General features: G+C 37.1%; 21 protein-coding genes and 4 pseudogenes. 15 read left to right on the forward strand and 10 right to left on the reverse strand.

Translation table 11 applies throughout. From position 1 onward, the window contains the following. Window positions 1-7 precede the first annotated feature (7 nt). Together AY606_RS10360 and AY606_RS10365 are read right to left on the reverse strand one after the other, a co-directional pair. Complete coding sequence (locus AY606_RS10360; protein WP_067867949.1) at window positions 8-760, reverse strand: IclR family transcriptional regulator; 753 nt, start codon at window positions 758-760, stop codon at window positions 8-10. A 13-nt stretch (window positions 761-773) separates the two neighbouring features. Further along, a complete protein-coding gene (locus AY606_RS10365) occupies window positions 774-1352 on the reverse strand; it encodes a VOC family protein (protein WP_228259925.1) in 579 nt (192 codons plus the stop codon). Between the two features lie 79 nt (window positions 1353-1431). On the opposite strand from AY606_RS10365, the gene AY606_RS10370 reads away from it, so the two are divergent. The 6 genes from AY606_RS10370 (at window position 1432) to AY606_RS10395 (ending at window position 7892) form a co-directional block, all read left to right on the forward strand. Further along, window positions 1432-2283, forward strand: coding sequence for a fumarylacetoacetate hydrolase family protein (locus AY606_RS10370; protein ID WP_067867955.1), 852 nt, complete (start codon window positions 1432-1434; stop codon window positions 2281-2283). Window positions 2284-2345: 62 nt separating this feature from the next. Then, window positions 2346-3830: a bifunctional 3-(3-hydroxy-phenyl)propionate/3-hydroxycinnamic acid hydroxylase gene (locus AY606_RS10375; protein ID WP_067867957.1), complete on the forward strand. Its 1485-nt coding sequence runs from the start codon at window positions 2346-2348 to the stop codon at window positions 3828-3830. 54 nt (window positions 3831-3884) lie between these two features. Further along, window positions 3885-5249: an MFS transporter gene (locus AY606_RS10380; protein WP_067867960.1), complete on the forward strand. Its 1365-nt coding sequence runs from the start codon at window positions 3885-3887 to the stop codon at window positions 5247-5249. Next, window positions 5242-5925, forward strand: a complete 684-nt coding sequence (locus tag AY606_RS10385) for a 3-oxoacid CoA-transferase subunit A (protein ID WP_067867963.1) — start codon at window positions 5242-5244, stop codon at window positions 5923-5925. Before AY606_RS10380 ends, AY606_RS10385 begins: the two co-directional genes overlap by 8 nt. A gap of 2 nt (window positions 5926-5927) precedes the next feature. Beyond that, the gene (locus AY606_RS10390) at window positions 5928-6599 is read left to right on the forward strand and encodes a 3-oxoacid CoA-transferase subunit B (protein ID WP_067867965.1); all 672 of its coding nucleotides are present in this window, start codon (window positions 5928-5930) and stop codon (window positions 6597-6599) included. A 72-nt stretch (window positions 6600-6671) separates the two neighbouring features. Next, the gene (locus tag AY606_RS10395; RefSeq protein WP_081408395.1) at window positions 6672-7892 is read left to right on the forward strand and encodes an OprD family outer membrane porin; all 1221 of its coding nucleotides are present in this window, start codon (window positions 6672-6674) and stop codon (window positions 7890-7892) included. A 165-nt stretch (window positions 7893-8057) separates the two neighbouring features. Here AY606_RS10395 and AY606_RS10400 read toward each other — a convergent pair. Continuing rightward, a pseudogene (locus AY606_RS10400) lies at window positions 8058-8420 on the reverse strand (recombinase family protein); the annotation flags it as partial. A gap of 54 nt (window positions 8421-8474) precedes the next feature. On the opposite strand from AY606_RS10400, the pseudogene AY606_RS15840 reads away from it, so the two are divergent. Beyond that, window positions 8475-9179, forward strand: a pseudogene (locus AY606_RS15840) (IS6 family transposase). Between the two features lie 212 nt (window positions 9180-9391). Here AY606_RS15840 and AY606_RS10410 read toward each other — a convergent pair. The 5 genes from AY606_RS10410 to AY606_RS10430 form a co-directional block, all read right to left on the reverse strand. Next, on the reverse strand, window positions 9392-10975 hold the full coding sequence (locus AY606_RS10410) for a rhodanese-like domain-containing protein (RefSeq protein ID WP_067867973.1): 1584 nt from the start codon (window positions 10973-10975) through the stop codon (window positions 9392-9394). Between the two features lie 17 nt (window positions 10976-10992). Beyond that, window positions 10993-11547, reverse strand: coding sequence for a cysteine dioxygenase family protein (locus AY606_RS10415; RefSeq protein ID WP_067867976.1), 555 nt, complete (start codon window positions 11545-11547; stop codon window positions 10993-10995). Between the two features lies 1 nt (window position 11548). Then, window positions 11549-12535 (reverse strand): ABC transporter substrate-binding protein, encoded by a 987-nt coding sequence (locus AY606_RS10420; RefSeq protein ID WP_212838729.1) that lies wholly within the window; start codon window positions 12533-12535, stop codon window positions 11549-11551. A gap of 35 nt (window positions 12536-12570) precedes the next feature. Beyond that, window positions 12571-13659 (reverse strand): LLM class flavin-dependent oxidoreductase, encoded by a 1089-nt coding sequence (locus AY606_RS10425; protein ID WP_067867979.1) that lies wholly within the window; start codon window positions 13657-13659, stop codon window positions 12571-12573. A gap of 117 nt (window positions 13660-13776) precedes the next feature. Further along, the gene (locus tag AY606_RS10430; RefSeq protein WP_067867990.1) at window positions 13777-14748 is read right to left on the reverse strand and encodes a LysR family transcriptional regulator; all 972 of its coding nucleotides are present in this window, start codon (window positions 14746-14748) and stop codon (window positions 13777-13779) included. Between the two features lie 703 nt (window positions 14749-15451). On the opposite strand from AY606_RS10430, the gene AY606_RS10435 reads away from it, so the two are divergent. The 6 genes and pseudogenes from AY606_RS10435 to AY606_RS10460 all read left to right on the forward strand — a co-directional run bounded on the left by AY606_RS10435 (window position 15452) and on the right by AY606_RS10460 (window position 20652). Then, window positions 15452-16213, forward strand: a complete 762-nt coding sequence (locus AY606_RS10435; RefSeq protein ID WP_067867994.1) for a methionine ABC transporter ATP-binding protein — start codon at window positions 15452-15454, stop codon at window positions 16211-16213. Between the two features lies 1 nt (window position 16214). Beyond that, window positions 16215-16880, forward strand: coding sequence for a methionine ABC transporter permease (locus tag AY606_RS10440; protein WP_067867997.1), 666 nt, complete (start codon window positions 16215-16217; stop codon window positions 16878-16880). Between the two features lie 20 nt (window positions 16881-16900). Beyond that, window positions 16901-17728 carry a MetQ/NlpA family ABC transporter substrate-binding protein gene (locus tag AY606_RS10445; RefSeq protein WP_067868000.1) on the forward strand — a complete coding sequence of 276 codons (828 nt, stop codon included), beginning with the start codon at window positions 16901-16903 and terminating at the stop codon, window positions 17726-17728. 21 nt (window positions 17729-17749) lie between these two features. Then, window positions 17750-18958 carry an acyl-CoA dehydrogenase family protein gene (locus AY606_RS10450; protein ID WP_081408397.1) on the forward strand — a complete coding sequence of 403 codons (1209 nt, stop codon included), beginning with the start codon at window positions 17750-17752 and terminating at the stop codon, window positions 18956-18958. A gap of 74 nt (window positions 18959-19032) precedes the next feature. Continuing rightward, window positions 19033-19863, forward strand: a complete 831-nt coding sequence (locus AY606_RS10455; protein ID WP_067868003.1) for a MetQ/NlpA family ABC transporter substrate-binding protein — start codon at window positions 19033-19035, stop codon at window positions 19861-19863. Window positions 19864-19980: 117 nt separating this feature from the next. Then, window positions 19981-20652: pseudogene (locus AY606_RS10460) on the forward strand (IS6 family transposase). Window positions 20653-20760: 108 nt separating this feature from the next. Here the strand turns inward: AY606_RS10460 and AY606_RS10465 are convergent. Further along, window positions 20761-21357, reverse strand: coding sequence for a LysE/ArgO family amino acid transporter (locus tag AY606_RS10465; protein WP_067868007.1), 597 nt, complete (start codon window positions 21355-21357; stop codon window positions 20761-20763). 97 nt (window positions 21358-21454) lie between these two features. Here AY606_RS10465 and AY606_RS10470 point away from each other — a divergent pair. Together AY606_RS10470 and AY606_RS10475 are read left to right on the forward strand one after the other, a co-directional pair. After that, window positions 21455-22340 (forward strand): annotated as a pseudogene (locus AY606_RS10470) (LysR family transcriptional regulator ArgP). 160 nt (window positions 22341-22500) lie between these two features. Further along, complete coding sequence (locus AY606_RS10475) at window positions 22501-23088, forward strand: hypothetical protein (protein ID WP_067868010.1); 588 nt, start codon at window positions 22501-22503, stop codon at window positions 23086-23088. Between the two features lie 147 nt (window positions 23089-23235). Here the strand turns inward: AY606_RS10475 and AY606_RS10480 are convergent, their stop codons facing one another. Continuing rightward, window positions 23236-25338 carry an AAA family ATPase gene (locus AY606_RS10480; RefSeq protein ID WP_067868013.1) on the reverse strand — a complete coding sequence of 701 codons (2103 nt, stop codon included), beginning with the start codon at window positions 25336-25338 and terminating at the stop codon, window positions 23236-23238. Between the last annotated feature and the right edge of the window lie 49 nt (window positions 25339-25387).

A 25387-nucleotide genomic window follows, 5' to 3' on the forward strand; every position in this document is an offset into this window, starting at 1 on the left:
CTTATCATTAATCTGAATCTATTTTCTTGAATTCACTTTCAATAAATTTTGCAGATTGACTCAATATATCGACAATAGTTTCAATATTTATAAGATTAAAACGTTTTACTGACCCCACAATACTGAGTGAGATTGGAAAAGCTCTATTTGAATAAATGATTGGGACCGAAATGGCACCTAAATGCGATTCCAATTCACCCTTTGAAAAGTAATAGCCTTGCTTTTTAATTTCATTCAGCTTTTGAATAAACGTCGCTTCATCTTGCGCAAAATCAGATGTAAGAAATTGCTCATTATATTTTTGAAAAATTGATTTTTGAATTTTCGTAGCGGTATGGGCGAGGATAACTTTTGGTGCTGCACCCGCATAAGCAGGTCTTGGTCGTCCCCGTCCATATGCTAATAAAGTCGTTTCCTTACAACTTTCATGATAAATATCCAAACAATAGTCTTCATGAAATTGTGTTAAACAGCAATTGAATTCAGTCTGTTCCACAATATCTTTCATTACCGGAATACTTAATTGAATAATGGGATTAGAGCGTTGGGCAATATAATCCATTACTGAAATACGTGGACCTAAAGTGTATTGTCCCCCATACAGACGTTCCAAAAGACCATGTACGACCAAGTCTTTAATATATCGGTAACCTGTAGGCTTTGAAAATTCTAATTTTTCACAAATGGTGTCTGCATCCAAAACAGGTTGTTCTATTGTGAATAACGTCAAAATTTGCAACATATTGTTGGATGTAGACATTCTTTTCCTCGATTTAGCTAGCTGACATTAATTGTTGCATTCTACCTTCCCACTCCACTCTTGGGCAAAAACCTGGTAGTTCCCTAGCATGACCTTCCACAATATTCATGATTGTTTGAGTATCTAATGTCAAATCTAAGGGAACTTTCATTGGTTGTGAAACATACCACGGGGTATCGATAAATAATTCTAAGCGATTTCCCTCAGGATCTGGTGCATAGAATGAGATTGCATTGCCATGGGTAATAGCATCAATATTTGGGACATTCAATGCTTTAAAATTCAAAAATAATTCTTGCAAGGTTTCTAAAGAATCTGCTTCTAAAGATATTTGATTTATTGGATTAAAAATATTTTCTTCTGGACGTCCACTTGCCAACACAATTTGATGATGTGTTTTCGGATCACGACTTAAAAACACGAGTTGCACTTTACCTCGTGATGTATCGAGATCACCCCGATCCGTCACAAAAAAATTTAAAACCTTAGTGTAAAAATCTTCCATTTTTTCAAGATCTTTCACATATATTCCAATATGGCTAAAGCTGAGTCCTTTCATATTTTTCTCAATAATTGATAAAAGTGTTGACACAACATTATATCTTTGGAATTATTGTGTCAATCTTTATCGATTATTGATAATTATTTTAAACCCACCAAGGACGACCCTTATGAAATTATTAAGTTTTAGCGTAAATGGCGAACAATCTTTCGGTTTAATCAAAAATGACTCTGTCATTGATTTAAAAAAGAAATTAAATGGCAAATTTGAAGATTTAAAAAGCTTACTTGCAGTAGAAAATTTAGCTGAAACGATTCAGTCGATTGAAAATACTGAAAGTGATTACGCTTTAACAGATATTCAATTTGAACCCGTGATTCCTAATCCAGGTCAAATTTTCTGTATCGGTTTGAACTATGGTGAACATGTAAAAGAAACTCAACGTGAAATTACTGAAAAACCAATGATCTTTATGCGCTTGGCACCATCACAAGTCGGCCACAACCAACCCCTATTAAGACCTGTTGAAGGTGAGCAATTTGACTATGAAGGTGAGATTGCCATTGTGATTGGTAAAGGTGGTCGTCGTATTTCAAAAGAAAACGCGTGGGATCATATCGCTGGTTACTCGTGCTACAACGATGGTTCAGTACGTGATTGGCAACGACATACTTCGCAATGGGGCCCAGGTAAAAATTTCTTCCAGACTGGTGGCTTTGGTCCGTGGTTAGTAACAAGTGATGAAATCAAAGCAAATGAAACGATGACTTTAATTACTCGTGTTAATGGACAAGAAGTACAGCGTGCACTCACCACACAGTTAATTCACGATATTCCATCTTTAATTAACTACATCTCAACGTTTACCCCACTCAGTGCAGGTGATGTGATTGTCAGCGGTACACCAGGTGGTATTGGTTTAAAACGTACCCCACCTCTTTTGCTTAAAGAAGGTGATGTTGTTGAAATTGAAGTGGATAAAGTTGGAGTACTTAAGAACGTTATTAAAAATGATGGATAAATAAGAAATGGGGCTTTTTAAATGAATTTAAAAAGCCCCAATAATCGTAAAGGAAATCGAAAATGGATTTACAAAAAAATTATGATATTGCAATTGTAGGCTACGGTCCTACTGGAGTCACATTAGCAAACTTATTGATTAAAATGGGATTAGAAGTTCTCGTTATTGAACGTGAGCCTGCCATTTTACAACTTCCACGTGCTATTCGTTTTGATGCTGAATGTATGCGTGTTTTCCAAACCATTGGCATCACTGAAAAACTTCTTGAAGAAATTGCACCTGGTCCAGGTATGAAGTTCGAAGATGCTGAAGGTAATTTATTAATTACTTGGGAGCGACCTACTACTAAAGGTATCCATCAATGGAGCTCAGCATATCGAATCCATCAACCAGATTTAGAAGCTGTCTTACGCGCTAAAATTCATGACCATAATTTGCTGGATCTTAAATTACGCCATGAAGTGTTTAAAATTGATGAGCATGCAAATGCTTGTACAATCCATTATGAAAACTTAGCCAATGGCACGCTTCACCAAGCTCAAGCAAAATTTGTGGTGGGGTGTGATGGTGCTCGCTCATTAGTACGTCGTTTGATTGGGACAACATTTGAAGATTTAGACTTACATAGCAAATGGCTGGTTGTCGATTTTATTGCCCAGAATAGTACCAATGACATGGGTGATTATAGTATCCAACTCTGTGACCCAAAACGTCCAATGAGTTATATCAAAGGTACAGGCATGCGCCGACGTTGGGAAATCATGGTCATGCCAGAAGATGATGTACAGCAACTTGCTACAGCTGAAAGTATCTGGAAGCTTTTGGAAAAATATATTCGTCCAGAAGATGCAATTATCGAACGTTCTGCTGTTTATACATTTCATGCACTTATCGCAAAAAAATGGTGTAAAAATCGGTTAATCATTGCTGGTGATGCTGCTCATCAAACTCCACCCTTTATGGGCCAAGGTATGGCAGCAGGTATCCGTGATGCTGCAAACTTGGCATGGAAGCTAAATGAATCAATTCAACACAACAACCTTGGCTTAATTGAAAGCTATTATTCTGAACGTCTTTCACATGTCACAGAATTTGTTAATGGTGCAGTTAATTTCGGAAAAATTATTCAAAATTATTGTGAAGATGCTGAATTCCAACAACAAGTGAATCAACTGAAAAACTTTATCACCCCGACACCACAGCTTGGACAAGGATTTTATATAACTGGAGATAAGTTAAGCGGGCAGATTTCACCTCAGTTTCTACTTATAAATGATCAGCTAAGTGATGAAATTGTTGGTTATCAAAATGCACTATTTATTCACCCGGAATTTAAACATCTTATCGATGATCTTAATCTCGATCATATAGAACATCTGGTGACCTTAATTGCTGACTCTACCCAACCTAAACAATGGCTTGAAGATAATCAGGCTATTGCCATTTTGGTACGTCCCGATCGATATATATTTGGGCAAGCCAATAACCGAAAAACTTTAGAAGACTTAATGAAGGCTGCAAACCTATACGATTTAGCAATAATTTAACTCTAACTAGGCGATTTATTCGCCTATTCCATATTGTGTTCAAAGGAAGAAACGATGGAATCAAATCAAAATAATGCATCTTTTAATACACATGGTAAGCAAGACCAGGAAAAACTAAATTTTGTCATAAAAAAAGTTCATAAAAAATTGCTCTACTTTCTCTTAATTTTATTTATTTTTTCTTTTCTAGATAGAATTAATATCGGTTTTGTTGGCAAACAACTTAGTGCAGACTTAGGTCTAACTGCATTAAGCTTTGGCCTGGCTAATACCATTTTTTATATCTTTTATATTTGTTTTGGTATGCCAAGCAACCTGGCGTTGCGAAAATTAGGTACTCGAATTTGGATTGGATTCATCATTATTGTTTGGGGGGTTGCATCAAGTTGTACTGCCTTTGCTACAGATGAAAAATCGCTATACATCATTCGAGCGATTGTGGGTATTGCTGAAGCAGGTTTTATGCCTGGCATGCTACTGTATTTAACCCAGTGGTTCCCCTCTAGCCATCGTTCTAGAGCAAATGCAATCTTTATGTTAGCTATGCCATTTACTGCGATGTTTGGCTCTGTGGTTACTGGTTTCATTTTAAATATGCATGACTTTCAGGGGCTATCAGGATGGCAATGGGTATTTTTGTTGGAAGGCTTACCATGTATAATTCTAGGTTTTATTGTTTTTGCTAAACTTCCAAATACGCCTAAAGATGCCAAATGGCTGAATGAGGATGAAAAAAATATTCTCATAAATGCGCTTGAAAAAGAGCAGACAAATGAAAAATCTAAATCCACGGTAAAAAGTAGCTCGTTCTCTTTTATTAACTCTTCCGTTATCCGCTGTGCATTAGTCTATTTTTGTATCGTAACCACGTGTGGCATGATCAATATATGGGTGCCTCAAATTGTTTCAACCGCTTTACCTAATGCTAGTACTGTAATGACTGGTATTGTTGTTGCAATACCTCATCTCGTCACTATTTTTGCCCTATTTTTTCTATGCAGTCATTCCGATAAAAAACAAGAACGCTATTGGCATACCTTTATTCCAATGCTTTTAGGCGGTATAGGTTGGCTCATGGCAGCATATCTTCAGATAGGAAGTCTGCAACTGATTGGCCTATGTCTAGCATGTATGGCAGGTTTCAGTACCATGGGCATTTTCTGGGCTTTTGCTGATGAAAGCCTTGATAACAGTGCCAAATTCTTAGGGATTGCGTTTATTAATGCTGTTGGTAATTCAGCAACCATTGTTAGCTCATTCTTAATCGGCTTCTTAAAAGATCTAACTCAATCATTTGCAACAGGCATGCTTTACGGCAGTACTTTAATGTTTATTGGAGCTGTCATCATGTTGAGTTTTGCACTGAAGAGAAATCAACAGAGAAAAAACTTAGAAAACGGAATTTATATCAATGACTAAAATCACAACATCAATTGTGGATTTAATGCAAAACATCAAAGATGGTTCGACCATTTTAATTAGTGGATTCGGTACCGCTGGACAGCCAGCAGAGTTAATTGATGTTCTCATCGAAACCGGTGTAAAAGATCTCACAATTGTTTGTAATAATGCTGGTAATGGCGATTATGGACTTGCCAAATTGCTCAAAGCAGGACAAGTCAAAAGAATGGTCTGCTCCTTCCCCCGCCAAGCTGATTCTTATGTATTTGATGAGCTGTATCATGCAGGAAAAGTGGAACTTGAATTGGTTCCACAAGGAAATTTAGCTTGTCGAATTCAAGCTGCAGGTATGGGTCTTGGGGCTATTTTCACCCCCACTGGATTTGGAACCTTGCTGGCTGAAGGCAAAGAAACCCGTGAAATTGATGGGAAAGACTATGTTTTAGAGCATCCGATTAAAGCAGATTTTGCTTTAATCAAAGCGCATAAAGGGGACCGTTGGGGTAATTTAGTTTACAACAAATCTGCGCGTAATTTTGGTCCCATCATGGCAATGGCAGCCGAAGTCACAATCGCACAAGTGAATGAAATTGTTGAATTGGGTGCTTTAGACCCAGAACACATCATCACACCAGGAATATTTGTACAACATGTTGTACAGCTAAATCCTGTAGAACTTAGCAACGCAGGTTAACAATGAGCTATAGCAAACTTTCTCGTGATCAGATTGCAGCACGTGTTGCACAGGATATTCCTGATGGCGCCTATGTAAACTTAGGCATTGGTTTACCTACTAAGATTTCAAATTATCTACCCAATGATAAAGAAATTTTTCTACATTCTGAAAATGGCTTATTGGCCTTTGGCCCTGCTCCGGAAGCAGGTTCAGAAGATCCAGATCTAATTAATGCTGGCAAAGAATCTGTCACCATGCTCACTGGCGGAAGCTTTTTCCATCATGGGGATTCTTTTGCCATCATGCGTGGTGGACATCTGGATATATGTGTTTTGGGCGCTTTTCAAGTGGCTGAAAATGGAGACTTAGCCAATTGGCACACAGGGGAAGCTGATGCTATTCCAGCTGTCGGTGGTGCCATGGATTTAGCTGTAGGAGCAAAGAAAGTTTTCGTCACCATGGATCATACGACCAAAACTGGTGCTGCAAAAATTGTTAAATCCTTAACTTATCCTGTAACTGGAAAACATTGTGTAGATCGAATCTATACCGACCTTTGCGTGATTGATGTGACTAAACAAGGCCTAGTCGTCACTGAAAAAGTGGATGGAATAAGTTTTAAAGAGTTACAAGCCTTGACCGAGGCTCCGCTAATCGATGCTACTTGTGTTGAGCAAACCAGGTCAGCATAAAACTAAGACAAAATAAATTAAAAAACCACTCCCCTTAAAAGGTATTAAGGGGAAAATCATAAGGATAGAATGATGAAAATTCAAAATCTCGTATTAGGGATAATGGCCTTTGCTTGCCTAAATTCTGCAACCCAAGCAGCTTTTATTGAAGATACCAAAGGACAAATCTATTTAAAAAACTTTTACTTCGATCGAGATTATAGTGATCAAACCACGGACTTAAGTAACTGGTCTCAAGCTGTCAGCTTATTTGTTAATTCTGGATATACCGACACACCTATTCAAATGGGCTTAGATTTATCAGCTCGTTATGCTTATCGTTTAAGTCCAGCAAAAGATATTGTAGATAACGTCATGCCGTATGATGAGTATGATCATAAACAGGCACAAGACCAATTAAAATTGGGGGGTGCAATTAAACTTAAATATTCAAATACTGAACTAAAAATTGGTGAATTCACTCCCAAATTACCAATTGTTCATACTGATGTAGCTATGCAGCTACCGACGACTTTCCTAGGCGGAATGATAGAGTCTACCGATATTAAAAATACAAAAATTACTGCTGGTCGCCTAACTAAAGTCAGTGGTCGTAATGCTGAAGATTACTCGAAATTTCAACTCAGCAATGGTACAACCAAGGCCAAAACTGATGCACTTAATTTTATCGGAGCTGACTATGATTATAAAGATCAACAATTCAGATACTTTTTTGCCGATTTAGAGAATATTTATAATCAACATTTTCTAAGTTATGAATATCGTCATGCTTTTAATGAAAATTTACGCCTTAAATCTAACTTCTACCTGTTTGATACCTATGATTCAGGCGATTCATTAGAGGGAAATATCGATAGTTTAGCTTTAGCCACGATTCACATGCTGACTTACGGTAACCATACCTTTGGTGCTGGTTATAAACATATGAGTGGCGATACGAAATTTCCACTTTTAGCCAATTGGGTTCCACAACTGTATTTAGCCAATTGGTCTGTGGGCACCTATATGCAACAAGATGAACATTCTTGGCAAATTCGCTATGATTACGATTTTAAAGAAACACCCTTCAATGGTCTAAAATCAACACTACGTTATTACTACGGTGACAATATTAAAACCGCAACAGGAAATGATGGTATTGAAAAAGAGTTAGATTTTATTTTGAACTATGAATTTTCTCAGTCCAAACTAAAAGGATTTAGTCTCAGTTGGCTTATCGCAGATTATAAAAATAGTACATCCAAAGATTATTTAGAAAATAGGCTATCTGCTACATATACTCTAACTTTCTAAGTTCAACAATACTTCAAAATATAAGAATAAAAAAAGCAGCATTAAAAGCTGCTTTTTTTATTCTTATATTAGAAATTCGTGTAGCCCCCATATAGCCACACTATTTAAAGTCTAATATCGTATAACATTTTTATAAACTAATTATAGGCGCCAATTTCTATTAAGTTACTCGCCGGCATTTAAATACCGATATACCGCCTGACGACTAATTCCAAATGCTTGGCCTAATGCCATTTTTGAAGGATACTGCCCTTCCTTCCATGCTTGGCGTAAAGCATCAGCCTGAGCAGAATTCAATTTATGTACCCGGCCTTTGTACTTCCCTTGAGCAGAGGCTAGTTTAATTCCTTCCTTTTGTCGCTCTAAAATGATCTCACGTTCGAATTGTGCAAAAGCACCCATGAGTTGCAGCATCAAATTATCCATCGGGGTGGATTGAGCCGTAAAAGTAATATTTTCTTTTACAAACTGGATGGCAATCCCTCTTTTAACCAGTTTATCTACTTCAGTGACCAAATCTGGCACTGTTGCAAATAGAGACTAATGTTAAGCTAGATTATCTTTTAGCTAACGGATCAGCAGATGAGTGCTTTCCATGGTCGTCATTTTCAGGGTGAAATCATTCTTTGGGCCGTCCGTTGGTACTGCAAATATGGCATCAGCTATCGCGAACTTCAGGAAATGCTCGCTGAACGAGGAGTAAATGTCGATCACACCACGATTTATCGTTGAGTCCAGCGTTATGCTCCTGAAATGGAAAAACGTTTACGTTGGTATTGGCGTAATCCTACAGATCGACATTCATGGCATCTGGATGAAACTTACGTAAAACTGAATGGAAAATGGGCATATCTATACCGTGCAGTTGACCAACGTGGCCACACTCTTGATTTCTATCTTTCTGCTAGATGAAATACCCATTCAGCTTATTGTTTTCTTGGTAAGATTTTGAATCATGTCAAAAAATGGCAGATTCCACGAGTCATAAACACTGATAAGGCCCATACCTATGGCTGTGCTTTGTCGCGACTAAAACAGGAAGGAAAGTGTCCTCAAGACCTTGAGCATCGACAGATTAAATACAAGAATAACGTGATTGAATGTGATCATGGCAAGCTCAAACGGATCATCAAGGCTACGTTGGGATTCAAGTCTATGAAAACGGCTTATGCTACAATTAAAGGTATTGAAGTTATGCGTGCATTTCGTAAAGGATAAGCTTCAATATTTTATAAAGATAATCCTCAAGGAGAAGTGTGGCTAGTAAATAGAGTTTTCGGTCTCTAAGCTTTTTTGAAGGGAAAATCATCGACTCAGATCCCTATTTGCAACAGTGCCTAAATTCGAGTCATTTAGGATAGCTCTGTCTTTCAAACCTTTATGCAACAAAGCCATATTTAATTATCAATTAAATGAGTCTAATATTAATTAAGCCAAGAAATATAGAAATACGTTTCCTGGCTTAGAATGCTTAATCTTTTGAATAATTTTAATAAATCTTATATTACAAAGAATCCATGTGTGCCATCATTTTTAAGCTGATTTACTAAACCAAACTCCCAGTCTAGATAAGCTTGCATCGCCTTTTTCGAAATATCTGTACCTTCATAAGGACGTTTATAACGGTCTATCTCTTCAGAAAGTAATTCTAGTTCTTGAGATAATGGCAGACCAGCCTGCGCCCATGCAGCATTACCGCCTTTCAAGATATACACTTTTTGACCAGATTTGAGTTGAGTTTTGATTTCTGGCACAGCATATTGAGCAAGTAAGCTTGAGCCACAAGTGACCACAATAGCATCTAGACTTGTAAACGCGGGCTGCTGGATCAGTTTAGACACATCTGCTTTCAATACCCACTGTGCATGTGGTATATGTCCCTTCTTATAGTTCGCCGCAGTTGTGAAATCCCAAATCACAATATTTTGTGTTGTTGAAAGTTGCTGCAACTCATCTGGAGAAATAAACAAATCAACATCAATCTGTGGTGTAGCTGGTTTCCATCCTCCAGTTTCGACCAAAACTTGCGCAAAATCATCTGCGAGCACATAAACATTCCAATTCATTTGTGCTAACCAAGAACCAGTCATATAAGCTCGAACAAGTTGATCATCAACTAAAACAATCCGAGCGCCACGCACTGCAGCATAATGGTCAGTTTCCTGTACCAGTTGGCCACCTGCTACCCAACGACTAGCAGGTAAATGCCCTGCTTCATATTCCTGTTCGGTACGTACATCAAAAATATAGGTGGTTTTATCTTGCTGTGCCTGTAGATTCTGTAAGTCAATGAAATTGATTTGCTTTACACCTGCTCGTTTTGCTAATTGTGCAGCATTTTGTTTTACCTGTTCATCGATCTGAGTATCAAGATCTGAGAATGAACGTTGCTGACCATGTTCAAGTGGTTGTCCAGCAAGTGTCCAGCCAATCGTTCCATTTCGTAATGCAAAAATCTCATGCGGCAAGTTGGCATTAATGAGTGACTGAGTGCCAATAATACTACGCGTACGGCCAGCACAATTTACGATAATTTGGGTGTTTTCATCTTTAATCAATGAAGGTGCTCGCAGAACCAATTCAGCACCGGGAACACTCATCCCCGTAGGGATACTCATCGTCTGATATTCATCAAAACGTCGCGCATCTAAAATAACGATATTTTCTTGAGCGTCAATTTTTGCTTTGAGTTCCTCTGCGCTCAGAGATGGTGTCCCTTTATGATGCTCGACAAACTCACCAAATGCTTTGCTCGCAGAGTTGACATCAATGAATAATTCGCCACCATCACGTTGCCATGCTGCCACGCCACCGTCTAGCACAGCAATGTTACTATAACAATATTCTCTGAGTTTGGTATAGGCGCGCTCAACACGACCATCGCCATCATCATAAATTACTATTGGTGTATCTAGACGAGGAATACGGTTATAAATTTCAATTTCGAGACGTGATAACGAAATATTGCTCGCAAATAATGGATGATTTTGGGCGAAAATATGCTCTTCTCTTAAATCTACAATGGCAATTTCCTCGCCAGCCAGCAATTTTTCACGAACTTCTTGATAACCGATCGTTTTCATTTTTTTAACATCACTCTTTAAATATTCGAATAGCCAGAAATAAATGGTTTAGCTGTACCATCTAGTTGATAGGTAAAGCGCTCAACTTTGCCTATATTTGCACCATAAATATGGATGCTGATTGAGACCTGATCCTCAAAGGCATTTTGAACCGCATGAATATCTCCCGTAGTCGGTGTAAACCAGTCGATATCTCCCACCCCGAGATAATCGCCTTGAGCAGCTGCATGTAAGCTAGCCTCATCACGGGTATAAGGGGTAGAAATTTCTGCGCCTGCAAGTACCCCAATGGCACCCCAAACTTCATGGTTATGGATGGGGGTTTTTTGACCTCCCCCCCAAACAAAGCTGACAATAGAAAAACGTTCTTCAGGATCTAGATACAACAGATATTGTTGATAATATTCTGGATGTGGTTTTTTAAACTCGGGTTTAAGCCAGTGCGCATCCTTGAGGAGCTTTTTAAACTCAGGTGTAAAGCGCTGAATTAAGGTTTGCTCATCCAGTTGTTCTACCAAGCCCTGTTGAATAGCATTAATGACTAGTGTTAAAGCGTTCAGATGCTCAGCCATCTCAATTTCCGACCTGTTTTGTCTTAAACTCACGGTCAAACAGACCGCTTACATCAATTTTCTGATTCAAGAGTTGGTGTAGATGATAGAAATCTGCTGTTTCTTGCGATGTCGTAATCACATCATCAGTAATACTGGTCCATGTGGCATTTTTTCGTTTAAACGCCAATGTGGCTGGTTCTTCTGGAATTCCGGTGATTTTCGCAAGTTCTTTACCAAATGATTGATAATTTTTATTGACCCATTGCTGTGATTCTTCAAGTCTGTAGATAAAGTCCTGAATCGCTGCACGCTTTTGCTGATGATTTAATGCTTGCTCTGTCGCGGCAAGAAATGTAAAACCTGAATATAATCCACGTCCATTTTCAATGATGCGAAAACCATCGATGATTTCAGCATAGGCAGTATATGGGTCCCAAACTGCCCATACATCGACATTGCCATTTGCAACTGCAAGTTTGCCATCTGCGGGTGGCAAAAATTTAAAATGCACATCAGATGCTTTCAAGCCAGCACGCTCTACAGCACGCAGTGTCACCAGCTGACCAATTGAGCCCTTATTGGCGGTCACTGTTTTTCCTTTAATATCCTGAATGGATTTAATCGGACTATCTTTAGGCACCAGTAAAGCCACTGCGTATGGATCATAGCGGTTAACCGCAATTGCACGCGTATGGCCTCCATTTGCATTTGCGAAAATAAAGGGTGCATCCCCAAGATAACCAATATCAATCGCAGTCGCGTTTAATGCCTCAGCCACTGGTGCTGCTGCTGGGAACTCATACCATGAAATTTTATAATCGATACCCTCTAGAAGTTGGGAAGCTTCTAGCTGGGCACGCATGTTGCCTTTTTGATCGCCTATTTTGAGTTCAATTTGTGCTAAATTTTTAGTGCTACTCAGTTCTTGTGTATTTTCAGCCGGTTTATTACAGGCCGTTAAACTTATTGAAACAGCACTAATCATGCCTAATAATATTTTTTTCATTTCAATCACACTTTTTAATATTGTTTCAGTCGGGCCTAAGCTATTTTATTGAATTGATCGAGTTCGGCGGTTTTATGACGGATACTCGGCAGTAGTACTTTGCCGTATTCAATGACATCGTTTAATGGGTCAAAACCACGAATTAATACGCTGTTAATACCGAGCTTATAATATTCTGCAATAGATTCTGCGACTTGCTCTGGTGTGCCCACTAAGGCCGTAGAGTTATGGTTGCCATGCACTAATGTTGAAATGCCCGTCCATAAATTGGTGTCATGGACCTCTTGTGAGGCTAAATCGACCAAGCGCTGGGCGCCTGCACTTTGAGCACTTTGCCGATCTGTACGCAGACCACGATTTTCAATTTGCTCACGTGTGAGACGGTAAATATCTTGTGCTTTTTCCCAAGCTTGTTCTTGTGTATCTGCAATAATTGGCCGGAAAGAGATATTAAAATCAAGTGGCTTTTTACGCTCAATATTGAGTGTATTTGTTCGAATGTTTTTTATAAGCTCTTCAGCGCCAGCTAAAGGCTCCCCCCAAAGTGCAAACACGTTTGCATGTTCAGCTGCTACATTGAGTGCTTCTTGAGACGAACCTCCGAAGTACACTGGCAAATGCGATTGATACGGTTTGATTTCTGAGAAGCCATCTTTCACTTGATAATATTTACCGCTGTACTGGAAAGGTGTATCGCTGTACCAAGAAAGCTTAGCGATGTCTAAAAATTCTTTTGTACGGGCATAGCGTTCAGCTTTGGTTAAAAAGTCACCATCACGCTGCTGTTCTGGATCACTTCCCCCGGTAATCACGTGAATGGCTAAACGACCTTTAAGTAAATGATCCAGAGTTGCATACTTACGTGCAGCCAACGTTGGTGCGATAAAACCGGGGCGATGCGCTAATAAAAACTTTAATGTCGAAGTGTTTGCACCTGCGTGAGCAGCCACAATAAAGCCATCGGGCTGATCTGACCACTGACCAATCAATACCTGATCAAAACCAGCATCCTCATGTGCCTTAGCAAAATTTGCAACATAATCTGGATTAAATACGGGGCCTTGCGCTGGAATTGTTTCCGAAGCTAGACGGTGGCCAATCATGCCTAAAATTTGAATTGTCATTTCAATAACCAAAATATTTTTTGAACTTGAAACAACTGTAATTTATAAATTAGTATGTGTTAAATAAATATTTATCATAAACTAATATTAATTTAACGCATAGAAAAGGGATTGAGATTAGGATAAATTCAATGTCTGGTTAAACTGTTGCATAATGACATCAAATAATTCAGTTTGTGCATGGCTCAGGTTTTCCCGACGTGCATTGTAAACAATGACATCTAGATTGAGTTCTTCAGTATCGATCATGGATAATTGTTGAAAATGCGGCGTTTGAGAGATTAATTCCCGTGCTAAGAAACCAGCACCAACGCCCTGTTGTACTAAATCCAACTGAATTCTAACGCCAGTGACTTCAATCTTTAAATTGAGCTGATTATGCTGTTTTTCTAATTCTTCAGTTAAAAATTCTCTGAATCCACATCCTTCGTTGTTTAAAATCCAGCCTAAATCCTGCAAGTCTTGCCATGTTGAAATACCCGATCTGCTTAAAGTTTTTGATACTACAGGCCGAATATGTAAGGTACCCATCATTTTCAGCGCATAATCTTTTGGAAAAGCACTGTGTTCTTTTGCGGTAGAAATGACGCCATCAAGTTCATCTTGCGCTAATTTAGATAATAATTCCTTGCCCCATCCTGTACTGATTTCAATTTTTGCAGATGGAAAGTCTTTTTCAAGCTCTTGTATCATTCCAAAAATACCAGACTCTGACAGGCTATTTGGAATTCCTATTCTGAGGTGTGTTGCATCTGCACGTTGTAAAGCAATCATCTGCTTCAATCGATTGAACTCTTGCGCGATAATACAGCACTGTTCATAGATGTCTCGTCCATTTGCGGTTAATTTTAAAGGACGCGTATTTCGGTCAAACAGTTGTACTGAACAGTCTTGTTCAAGGCTTTGGATGCGACGTGTTACTGCAGGCTGTGTAATCCCTAATTGTTGAGCAGTCAGACGCGTCGATTGCAATTTAACAAAAGTAATAAAAGCATGAATGTCTTCAATCTTCATTGGAAATTTAACCTCGTCATCATCGCGTCGCACAGTTGCCGGATTGAAATCTAATTGGATATTTGAATCGCTCATATCTTATGGGCTATCGAATTTACTCAAAAATTCAGAAGCTTATTCTATGTGAATTTAAGATGCATTATGGAAAAATATCAGTCTTCTCTGCATTCATGCCAAACAGAGCTTCTAAACAAAAAAATACTCGATGACGGGTGTTTAGCATCTAACCCAACCCATCGAACGCCTATTCACCCAAATTGATTCGCTAAAGTAAATCTTTCAACTGGCTATGCTACAAATTAACGTCAAATATTCAGATCCAATTGTAATAAAAAAGTTGAAAAACAAATGCTTATCCATCAATTAATCGGTACTTATTTTTTGCGGATTCTAGAATCTCTTGCATTTAAAGCGAAGTGAATAAAATTCATATGAAAAGATAAAATTTAGAATAAGTTATATTTTATCTATAAAATATTAAAAATGATGTTGTTATTCCAATCAATACATTAGAGAAGTTGATTCAAGGGATACCGACAACATACTAATTTAACTATAAATATTATTTAAAATCATTCACTATTATTCTAAATGCATCAAAATAATTAATATGTATTATCTATTAATGACATAGAAAGATAGATCTTAAATGTAGTATTCATTATTTTTATATAATTTTATTAAAAATACCTATTTAAAACATATTAAATTCTCATTTATGTTGAGCTACATACAGACGACTGCATCAATGATGCTGAGCTAACATAGAGAATAAACCATGATACAGCTGCAGAATCTCACTAAAATATTTGTACAAAAGGAGAGTCAATTTACGGCTGTCTCCGATGTCAGTTTAAATATCCATCGAGGTGATGTATTTGGCATTATCGGTTTTAGTGGTGCAGGAAAATCCACATTATTACGCATGATTAACCTGCTAGAACATCCTCATAGTGGCGATATTAAAATTGAAGGGGTATCACTTCTACAATTGTCAAAAAAGCAATTGCTCGAGCAGCGCAAATTCATCGGCATGATCTTTCAGCATTTTAATTTGCTGACCAACCGTACTGCTTTAGAAAATATTGAACTCCCTTTAGAGTTTTCAGGAGTGCCAAAATCCGAACGTCATCAACGTGCTCTAGAGTGTCTGAAAATTGTCGATCTGTTAGACAAAAAAGACGCTTATCCAAGTCAACTCAGCGGTGGTCAAAAACAGCGTGTCGCAATTGCCCGCGCCATTGTAACGCAGCCAAAAATCCTACTCTGCGATGAGCCAACTTCTGCAGTAGACCCACAAACTAAAGAATCTATTTTGCATTACCTGTCTAAAATCAATCAACAGTTTGACATCACGATAGTGATTGTGACGCATGAAATGCAACTGGTACATAAAATCTGTAACCGTGTAGCGGTCATGGAACAGGGTCAAGTCATTGAAGAATTTGACCTCACCCAGCCCATCCAGCAACCGGTGAAATCTATTATTTCTAAATTACTCCTTAGTGACATTAGTACCAGCTTAAAAGAGGCGTCCTAATATGTACGACAAAGTAATCGGGGTTTGGCCTGAAATTCAAACTGCGCTGGGCGAAACTTTTTATATGCTGTCTGTCACCATTTTATTGGGCATTATTTTTGGTGGAATCGTAGGCACTGCACTGTATTTAACTCGTGATGGCTCAATTTCTAGCAATAAGTTGCTAAATGGTGTTTTAAATGCGCTGGTGAACTTCATACGTTCTTTCCCTTTTTTAATTCTCGCAATCTCTATTATTCCGTTAACGCGTTTAATTGTTGGAACATCAATTGGTACCACAGCAGCGATTGTTCCAATGACCATCAGTTGCATCCCTTATTTTGCTCGTTTCGTCGAAGCTGCATTATTAGAGGTCAACCGCGGGGTCATTGAAGCAGCACAAGCAATGGGCGCAACTAAATTTCAAATTGTGCATAAAGTACTGTTTTCAGAAGCACGTGCGGCGATTGTTAACGCAATCACAATTGTGACGGTGAGTTATTTTTCTTATTCCACGATTGTTGGAATTGTCGGTGGTGGTGGTATTGGCGACTTTGCTATCAGGTATGGTTTTCATCGTTTTGAAACAGACATTCTGATTTTCACTGTGCTGATTATTATTTTCATTGTTCAGATGATTCAATTTACGGGCAACTATTTTGTGAAGCGTTTAGATAAACGGATTTAATTTAAGGGATTAATTTATATATGACATTTAAATATACATTGGCGGCAGTATTGAGTGGATCTGTTGGTTTAGGCATGACAAGCTGTGCAAAACAGGACAAAACCAAAGCAGAGGCTGAAGCGATTAAAGTCGTGACTTTACTCACGCGTGACAATCCACCTTTGCCACAAATTGCGGAATTTGTAAGAGATAAAGTGAAGCATCAGAATATTGAACTGCGGATTAAGTATGCTAATGATGGGTTGATTCCTAACAAATCAGTATCTGAACATGAAACTGATCTGAATTATTTTCAACACAGAACCTATATGCAGTCTGCAAAAGAACTGAACAATTGGGATCTAAACGCGATCGGAACCACATTTAACAGTATTTTTGGCGCGTATTCACCGAAATATAAACATTTAAAAGATGTGCCGGATGGCGCTAAAGTGGTGATTCCGTCTGACCCCTCCAATGGGGGGCGAGCGTTAAATCTTCTGGCCTCAGTCGGTTTAATTACGCTTAAACCCAATACCGGTGCAAAAACCAGTGTCAAAGATATTACAGCTAATCCCAAAAAATTAAAGATTATTGAAGTAGAGCATGCATTGGTACCAGTGAGTTACCAAGATTCAGATATAGCAATTATGGATGGTGCCTATACAGCCCACGCTAACCTTGTGCCAAAGCACGATGCCCTGTATTTGGAAGAAAATAATCACAATTACGATGCGGTTCTGGTGGCAAATTCTAAGTCACAACAAAAAGCCGAAGTTCAACTCATTAAAGATGCATTTACTGCAGATGATACTCGTGATTTCGTACTGAAAAATTACTCAGGCACAGTCACTTGGGAAAAACAGTAAGCGTATAGGACGTCTAGTATTATGAATATTAAAGTTAAAGAGCTGTCAAATACACAACTTCCCTACCACCAATGTCCAGAGTTTATTGCATTGATTGATGCAGTAAAAGCTGACTTAGAACTGCGTGATGCTAACGCTGAACAACCACCAACCCAGATCGTTCAATATATAAAAACAAAGAAATTAGGCGCACTTCGCCTACCAAAACAATATGGTGGTCAAGCCCTCAGCATTGAAGAACTGTTTGCCGTGATTATTGAGCTAGGCCGCGCAGATTCGGATGTAGCGCATATTTTCCATTCGCATTTTCAGTTTACTGAAGATGTATTGAGACATCCCGACCCGACATACCGTGAAAAATGGTTTGAGCGTATTGCCAGTGGAAAAATGGTGAGTAATGCGCTAGCTGAACCCTCTTCACATAATATTGGCAACGGTAAGCTCATCACCCATCTTCTAAATAAAAATGACCAACTATTTTTAAACGGGAAAAAATATTTCACTACCGGTACCTTGCATGCTGACTACGTATTGGTCTGGGCACAAAGTCACCTAGATTCTTTATGTCATGTGGTTGTGCCGACAAACCGTGAAGGCGTAGAAATTTTTGATGACTGGCTTGGCATTGGCCAGCGGAATACGGCCAGTGGCACCACATTATTTAACAATGTTGCCATTTACGAAGATGAAATCCGTTGGCCTAAACAAAAGGGCTTAGTGAATAAGCCCTTTGCACAGCTGTACATTCAAGCCATTATTGCAGGCCAAACCAAAGCTGTAGAAGATCGCACTGCTGTGCTGCTGGCCAGTCGTGGTCGAACGTTCAGCTATGGCAATGCTGAACAAGCGCGTGATGAACCGCTTTTTCTAGAAAAAGCGGGGGAAATTTCGTCTATTTCTTTTATCGTTGAAAATGCTGTTTTACGGGCAGCCCGCTCACTAGATCGTGTGATCCAGCATGTAGACCTTCCGAGCTATGATGTCGTGCTGCAGCAGGCCGCGGCAGATACAGCGAAAGTAAAAGTCGCAATTGACCCGCTCGCACTCAAAGCTGCCAATCTGATGTTTGAAGTCATTGGGGCTTCCGCGATGGGGCGCGATACATTCAATGATCGTCACTGGCGCAATATCCGTACGCTATCAACGCACAACTCGGTCAGTCTGAAAGCTAAAGTATTGGGTGATATTTTAGTCAATAAAAAAACTGTACCAAATATCGGCTACTTCTAACCCAGTCATGTTATTTAAGCTGAATTGCAATTTAAGACGCTATTTAAAACAACCGCGTATATAATGGAATACCTATGAAATTTAAACATGTATTGCTTGCTGCTTTTGCTACATCAATTGGTTTTGGCATATCAGGCTGCTCTAAACAAGATAAAACAGCTTCGACTGCTCATAGTGAAACTAAAGTCGTTACATTACTTACCCGTGATAATCCTCCATATCCACAAGTTGTTGAATATGTAAGGGATAAGGTCAAAAATCAGAATATTGAATTGAAAATTAAATACGCCAATGATGGCTTGATTCCAAATAAATCAGTGGCAGAAAATGAAGCTGATTTAAACTATTTCCAGCATAACTATTATATGCAGTCAGCAAAAGAATTAAATAATTGGGATTTAGTCGCGATTGCCTCGACGTTTAATGGCATGTTCGGGGCATATTCACCTAAATATAAAAATATTAATGATCTTCCAGATAAAGCTAAAATCGTAATTCCATCAGATCCTTCAAATGGTGGACGTGCGCTCAATTTATTGGCACGTGCAAAACTGATTGAGTTAAAACCAAATACTGGTGCAAAAACCAGCTTAAAAGATATTGTTGCCAACCCAAAAAAATTACGTTTTTTAGAAGTTGAACACGCATTGGTACCTGTTAGCTTTAAAGATGCCGACTTAGCAATTATGGCCGGTGCATATACGATTCACGCTGACCTGATACCCAAACGTGATTCGATTTTTCTTGAACAAGATAACCAAGACTATGACAGCGTCCTTGTATCCAATAGCAACGCTGCGCAGAGAGCTGAAGTAGAAATCGTGAAACAGGCCTTTATTGCAGAGGATACGCGTGAATTTGTTTTAAAAAATTATGCCGATACAGTGACTTGGCCAAAACGATAAGTTTTTTCATAACGTTATAGTTTTTCTGCCACCTCTACATTGACATAGTAGAGGTGGCACTGTTGCAAATAGCCTGACATGCTAAGCTAAATATCTTGTTTGTCAGAGATACAGTTGATGAATCCATTTCATGGTCGGCATTTTCGTGACGAAATCATTCTTTGGGCTGTACAGTTGGTACTGTAAATACGGTATTAGTTATCTTGAACTTCAAGAAATGCTTGCTGAACAAGGTGTGAATGTTGATCACACCACAATTTATCGTTGGGTTCAGCATTACACTCCAGAAATGGAAAAAACGGTTACGCTGGTATTGGCGTAATCCTACAGATTTACATTCATGGCATATGGATGAAACTTATCAAAGTAAATGGGCGATGGTCTTACCTGTATCGTGCAGTTGATCAATGTGGTCATACGATTGACTTTTACCTTTCCGCTCGACGGAACAGTAAATCGGCCTATTGTTTTCTAGGAAAGATTTTCAATACGTTGAAAAAATGGCAGATTCCACGTGTTATCAATACAGATAAAGCAGCGACCTATGGCCACGCTTTATCACGGTTAAAGCGAGAAGGAAAATGCCCAATCGCCCTTGAACATCGACAAATTAAATATAAGAACAATTTAATTGAATGTGATCATGGCAAGCTAAAGTGGATTATCAAGGCTACTTTAAGATTCAAATCTATGAAGACGGCTTATGCCACAATTAAAGGGATTGAAGTCATGCGTGCACTACATAAAGGACAAGCTTCGTCATTTTATTATGGTCAACCTCAGGGTTAAGTGTGTCTAATCAACAGGGTTTTCGGTCTCTAACCCATTTTTAAAGGAAGCACCCTCAAATCAAATCACTATTTGCAACAGTGCCAAATAAATTACCCCCACATATTTTTAGTACAAAAGATTTATAGCTATACCCCACATGATTACCCCTATTAGAAAATCTAATATTTTCCATGAAAGAGAATTCTGGAATAGAGGTAATAGAAATTTTGCTCCGTAGCCTAAAGAAAAGAAAAATATCCATGAAGATAGAATTGCTCCCATAGCAAATGCAGGCAATTCGTTTGTAAAGTTCGTGGAGATAGAACCTACTAGTACAATAGTATCTAGATAAACATGAGGGTTGAGCCATGTAAATGCCAAGCAAGTACCTAGCACACGATAAATATTAGCTTTTTCAATACGACTCGGATCAAGATGTGTATTTTTTCTAAAAGCTGAATAGAAGCTTCTCAAGCCATAAATGAATAAAAATATAGCTCCAAAATATTGAGCAAAAATAGTGATTAAAGGAAATTCCTCAACGATCTTTGAGAACCCTGTAATTCCTAAATAAATAAGAATAGAGTCCGATAAGGCGCATATGAGACAAACACTAAAAACGTATTCACGTTTGAGTCCTTGTCTCAAAACAAAAGCATTTTGAGCACCAATGGCTAATATGAGAGAAAACCCAACCCCCAATCCTGTTAAAAATGTAACCATATTGATTTATCTGAAGTATCTATTTATTTGAATTATGTGTATTTGTTTTTTTTATTCATTAAAATTAAGAATATTTTGGGTTGGCTAAATAATTTTTATGTTAGAAAAAAAACAATGCGAAGCCTTCTTAGCGGTAGTTGAGACTGGTAGTTTCGATCAGGCAGGAAAAATGCTCTGCCTGACTCCATCTGCTGTAACCTTAAGATTACAAGCTTTAGAAAAAGAATTAGGACAGTTATTAATAATACGTAGTAAGCCTTGTACATTAACCACATCAGGTCAGCACGTATTTGAATATTTGAAAAAAAGTCAAAGATTAGAACAAAATTTTTTACATGATTTAATGAATAAGTCACAAGCTGAATTTTTTAAAGTGGTTATCGCATCTAATGCCGATAGCCTAGCAACCTGGTTACTTCCAACGCTCAAAGATGTACTTATAAAAAATAAGATATTGCTGAATCTAATCGTTGATGATCAAGCTCATACATATTCCTTACTAGAAAAAGGAATCGTTAATGCGTGTATCTCAATTGAACCTAAACCTATGAAAGGCTGTAAGTCTCAATATTTAGGTATGATGAAATATAAAATGATCGCAACAAAAGCATTCACAAAAAAATGGTTTGCTTGGTATAAATAGACAAGCTTTATGCTTAGCGCCTGCTGTAATATTTAATGAAAAAGACCATCTTCATTTTGATATTTTAATAAAGCAATTCGGTCTAACAAAGGGCAGTTACCCTTTTCACTTAATACCCTCTTCAGAATCTTTTTTGACCGCTATACGACTTGGAATAGGCTATGGAATGGTTCCAGAATTCCAATTGAATAGCCTCTATGATCAAGATGAAATGATTGATTTATGTCCAGAATTAGAAAATAAGGTTCAACTCTACTGGCATCACTGGATTCATCAACCTTACCACTTGGAAAGTGTTACAGACCATATAATTAAGTACTCAAAACTCATCTTAAAATAAAATGATTGAGCCTGATTCCCTGCCTATTTAACATAATGGCTCTTACACAAAACGAGGACTATAGCTCCTCATTTTTTAAGCTTCGTATAAGCTGTATTATGTTAATTTTAGTTCTTCTTCACTTTTAAACGAATCCATAAATACACTAGAGAATGGTTCTATGAATAGGAAAACCAAACCTTGGATTGACGATAGTGATCCATTAAAACCCTATTATGGGAAATTAAATAATAAGGAATATACCGATATTTCTAAGATATTTACTTTATGGATTAATCATCATAATTATATTAAACCTTCAATAATTGCTAATAATAAAAAAGTAAATTTATTAGACTATTCAGATCATTACAATGAAAAATGTAGTCAAAATCTATATCAGTTGTTATGTGAAACATTAAATAAAACAGATAGTTACCTTTATTGGCTACCTATAAACAATGCAAAAAATGACAATATCTTTGCAACCTATTCTCCGGCAATGATTGCTAAGACTCCAATAGAAACTAAGTATTTAAACTATGCTTCTCGTTCTTTTTTGCAAATGCAAAACGGTGGATATGCCATCATTGAAAGTAACCAAAATTTTATAGCTTTAGTTGTTGATGGCTACTATATGCAGGTGGCGTTACATTCACACTTTATGGATGGAAAATTTAAAAAATATCTAGATAATTGGAATGAGATCGAAAAAAATCTTGATGAAACTACAGCACAATGCCTTTTAGAGGCTTATTCCGTACAGTAGAAATCAGGAGAGAATGCAGTATGTAAAGTATTGCATTTAACATAATAGCGCTTACACGAAACGAGGACTCTAGATCCTCGTTTTTAAGTTTCGTATAAGAGATTTTATATTAAATAAGGAGGCACCCGAAAAGGTGCCTCTCTATAATCAACTTTGGAAAAAATCTTTTATTTCTTGAATCCAAGGTAAATCATCATTGCTGCTAATATTTTTAATATATACATTTGCAAAATCACTTTTTATAGTTGGAGTAACGTCAAAAAAGCTCATTATTTTCTTTCTTTGTGGTGAAACAGGTGAAAGTCTAAATGCCCAAGCTGATGGCAAATATTGATTATCTTCTATTTTTGAATAATTATCCTCCACTAAGTCAATTAAGATTTCTGGATATATTTCTTTAAAGCTTTCGAGTGTATTTATAAATGTTTTAGAGTTTAAAACATCTTCTAATTCTGTAGGTTCTGAAGATGTCGTATCGTTTATATGAACTAGCTTAGTAGTACTAGAATTACTATCATTGATTAAACGTCTAAACATGAGTTTTTTATGTTGATTATCATTAAGTAGTTGAGAATTAGATATATTATCTGTATCGCATAATAAAAAAACTTTGCCCGATATTTCAGCATCAAAATCCTTAAAAGCTATAGATAAATGATTATAGAGTTGTTTAACTTCATCTCTACCGCCTACTGGTAAAATACGTAGGTTATTTTTTTCAATTAATTCTTTTAATAGAAAAGATAAGTATATTTTTTCAGATGATCCTTCACATATTATCCAATTAAAAGGTTTATCAGACATACTGCCACAGACAATCGATTGGACAAGGTCATTAATGCTTTTTAATTTTATACTTGATGGAAATTGTTGATATCTATTAGATTTTTCTCTAAGAAACTTTGTTTCCTCCCTATATTTATAAAGATTAACAAAATCGTATAAATGCTCTCTTTTTTTGTCCTTCGATATAATAACAGTACATCCGTCTATCACAGCAGGTAAGAAACCATACCAATGCGTTGTAAAAATCAACTGATTACAAAAGGTACTAGTCTTATGCAATTGTTGAAAAATATCGAAGCAAGCTGAAATATGGAGAGAAGATTCTGGTTCATCAAAGGCAAAAATAATATATTTATCTTTATTCTGAGGGTGATTTTTCTCTAACAGAATACTAGCTATATTTAAAATAGCTTTTTGTTTTTCTCCTGAACTTAACTTAGTAATAGGGATGAGCTTTCCATCAAAATTTTGATGTATTTGCCTAATTCCGAAATATGCATCTGTTATTAACTTATATACATCTGTCTTTCTTAATTTCTGTTGACGAGTTTGTGGTGTTTTATAAGTGTAGAAGTTAAGATTTTCATTTATAGTTGAAACCAAACTATCAAGTTTATTATTTATACTATCTACCAAATTTTTATCGATAAAACTATCTAATGTCTGATTAAGGGTTTTACCCATTAATACTTCAAACTCTCTATTATGTAACTTAGTGAATTCTTCAGCTGTTAGCTCTTTTGGAATATATATATAGTTATATAAATCAATTATTTTTAAAAATATTTTAGATATTGTTAAGCTTGTAAGAATTTTTGTTGCAATACTTGTTTCTTCTTCAGCTTCATCCTCTAAATCTTCTTCAGCTTCATCCTCTAAATCTTCTTCGGATTCATCAGTCAAATCTTCTTCGGCTTCATCAGTTAAATTTTCTTCAAGAATTTTTTCTTGTGAGCTATCTTTAATAAAGTCAGCGATATTAAAGTGAGATGTAATTGTATTTTTAAAAAGACCAAAACTTTTTGTATTATCTTTATTTATACCAATTGCAATAATATAGTATTCATCAGGATTTTCTAAATTTTGTAGTACATTTTGTATATGTTCGAGTGCTCTTACACCAATATCCCTAGTTTTCTTTGGCAGACCGCTTGGATCATTTGATCTTAATGCTTTATCAATTTTTTCTACATATATTATTTCTTCAGTATTGAGTTTTAGTTTTTTCTTTTCTATTAAGAAAATAGGAATAATATAAGGAGTATTAGCATCTGTTTTGGCAACATGTTCTATATTAATATTCCAGTCTTTATGATGGAAAAACGTATCAAGAGACTCCAAAATGGTACTTTTACCAACTCCATTTTCACCAACTAGTCCACAAAAACTACTACTATCGCTAATTGGAATAAAGTTAATTCCTTTATAGGTTTTTATATGTCGTAAAAATATTCCAATTATCACAGTCTATCCAAAAAATAACATCAAAGATGTGTACCATAAGTAAAATTAT

Source organism: Acinetobacter sp. SFB, assembly GCF_001647545.1.
Lineage (GTDB): Bacteria > Pseudomonadota > Gammaproteobacteria > Pseudomonadales > Moraxellaceae > Acinetobacter.

What these genes read in the sequence shown, in the direction of transcription:
- AY606_RS10360 (WP_067867949.1), bottom strand. Translation starts at nt 760, where the DNA reads ATGTCTACATCCAACAATATGTTGCAAATTTTGACGTTATTCACAATA.
- AY606_RS10370 (WP_067867955.1), top strand. Translation starts at nt 1,432, where the DNA reads ATGAAATTATTAAGTTTTAGCGTAAATGGCGAACAATCTTTCGGTTTA.
- AY606_RS10375 (WP_067867957.1), top strand. Translation starts at nt 2,346, where the DNA reads ATGGATTTACAAAAAAATTATGATATTGCAATTGTAGGCTACGGTCCT.
- AY606_RS10380 (WP_067867960.1), top strand. Translation starts at nt 3,885, where the DNA reads ATGGAATCAAATCAAAATAATGCATCTTTTAATACACATGGTAAGCAA.
- AY606_RS10385 (WP_067867963.1), top strand. Translation starts at nt 5,242, where the DNA reads ATGACTAAAATCACAACATCAATTGTGGATTTAATGCAAAACATCAAA.
- AY606_RS10390 (WP_067867965.1), top strand. Translation starts at nt 5,928, where the DNA reads ATGAGCTATAGCAAACTTTCTCGTGATCAGATTGCAGCACGTGTTGCA.
- AY606_RS10395 (WP_081408395.1), top strand. Translation starts at nt 6,672, where the DNA reads ATGAAAATTCAAAATCTCGTATTAGGGATAATGGCCTTTGCTTGCCTA.
- AY606_RS10410 (WP_067867973.1), bottom strand. Translation starts at nt 10,975, where the DNA reads ATGAAAACGATCGGTTATCAAGAAGTTCGTGAAAAATTGCTGGCTGGC.
- AY606_RS10415 (WP_067867976.1), bottom strand. Translation starts at nt 11,547, where the DNA reads ATGGCTGAGCATCTGAACGCTTTAACACTAGTCATTAATGCTATTCAA.
- AY606_RS10420 (WP_212838729.1), bottom strand. Translation starts at nt 12,535, where the DNA reads ATGAAAAAAATATTATTAGGCATGATTAGTGCTGTTTCAATAAGTTTA.
- AY606_RS10425 (WP_067867979.1), bottom strand. Translation starts at nt 13,659, where the DNA reads ATGACAATTCAAATTTTAGGCATGATTGGCCACCGTCTAGCTTCGGAA.
- AY606_RS10430 (WP_067867990.1), bottom strand. Translation starts at nt 14,748, where the DNA reads ATGAGCGATTCAAATATCCAATTAGATTTCAATCCGGCAACTGTGCGA.
- AY606_RS10435 (WP_067867994.1), top strand. Translation starts at nt 15,452, where the DNA reads ATGATACAGCTGCAGAATCTCACTAAAATATTTGTACAAAAGGAGAGT.
- AY606_RS10440 (WP_067867997.1), top strand. Translation starts at nt 16,215, where the DNA reads ATGTACGACAAAGTAATCGGGGTTTGGCCTGAAATTCAAACTGCGCTG.
- AY606_RS10445 (WP_067868000.1), top strand. Translation starts at nt 16,901, where the DNA reads ATGACATTTAAATATACATTGGCGGCAGTATTGAGTGGATCTGTTGGT.
- AY606_RS10450 (WP_081408397.1), top strand. Translation starts at nt 17,750, where the DNA reads ATGAATATTAAAGTTAAAGAGCTGTCAAATACACAACTTCCCTACCAC.
- AY606_RS10455 (WP_067868003.1), top strand. Translation starts at nt 19,033, where the DNA reads ATGAAATTTAAACATGTATTGCTTGCTGCTTTTGCTACATCAATTGGT.
- AY606_RS10465 (WP_067868007.1), bottom strand. Translation starts at nt 21,357, where the DNA reads ATGGTTACATTTTTAACAGGATTGGGGGTTGGGTTTTCTCTCATATTA.
- AY606_RS10475 (WP_067868010.1), top strand. Translation starts at nt 22,501, where the DNA reads ATGAATAGGAAAACCAAACCTTGGATTGACGATAGTGATCCATTAAAA.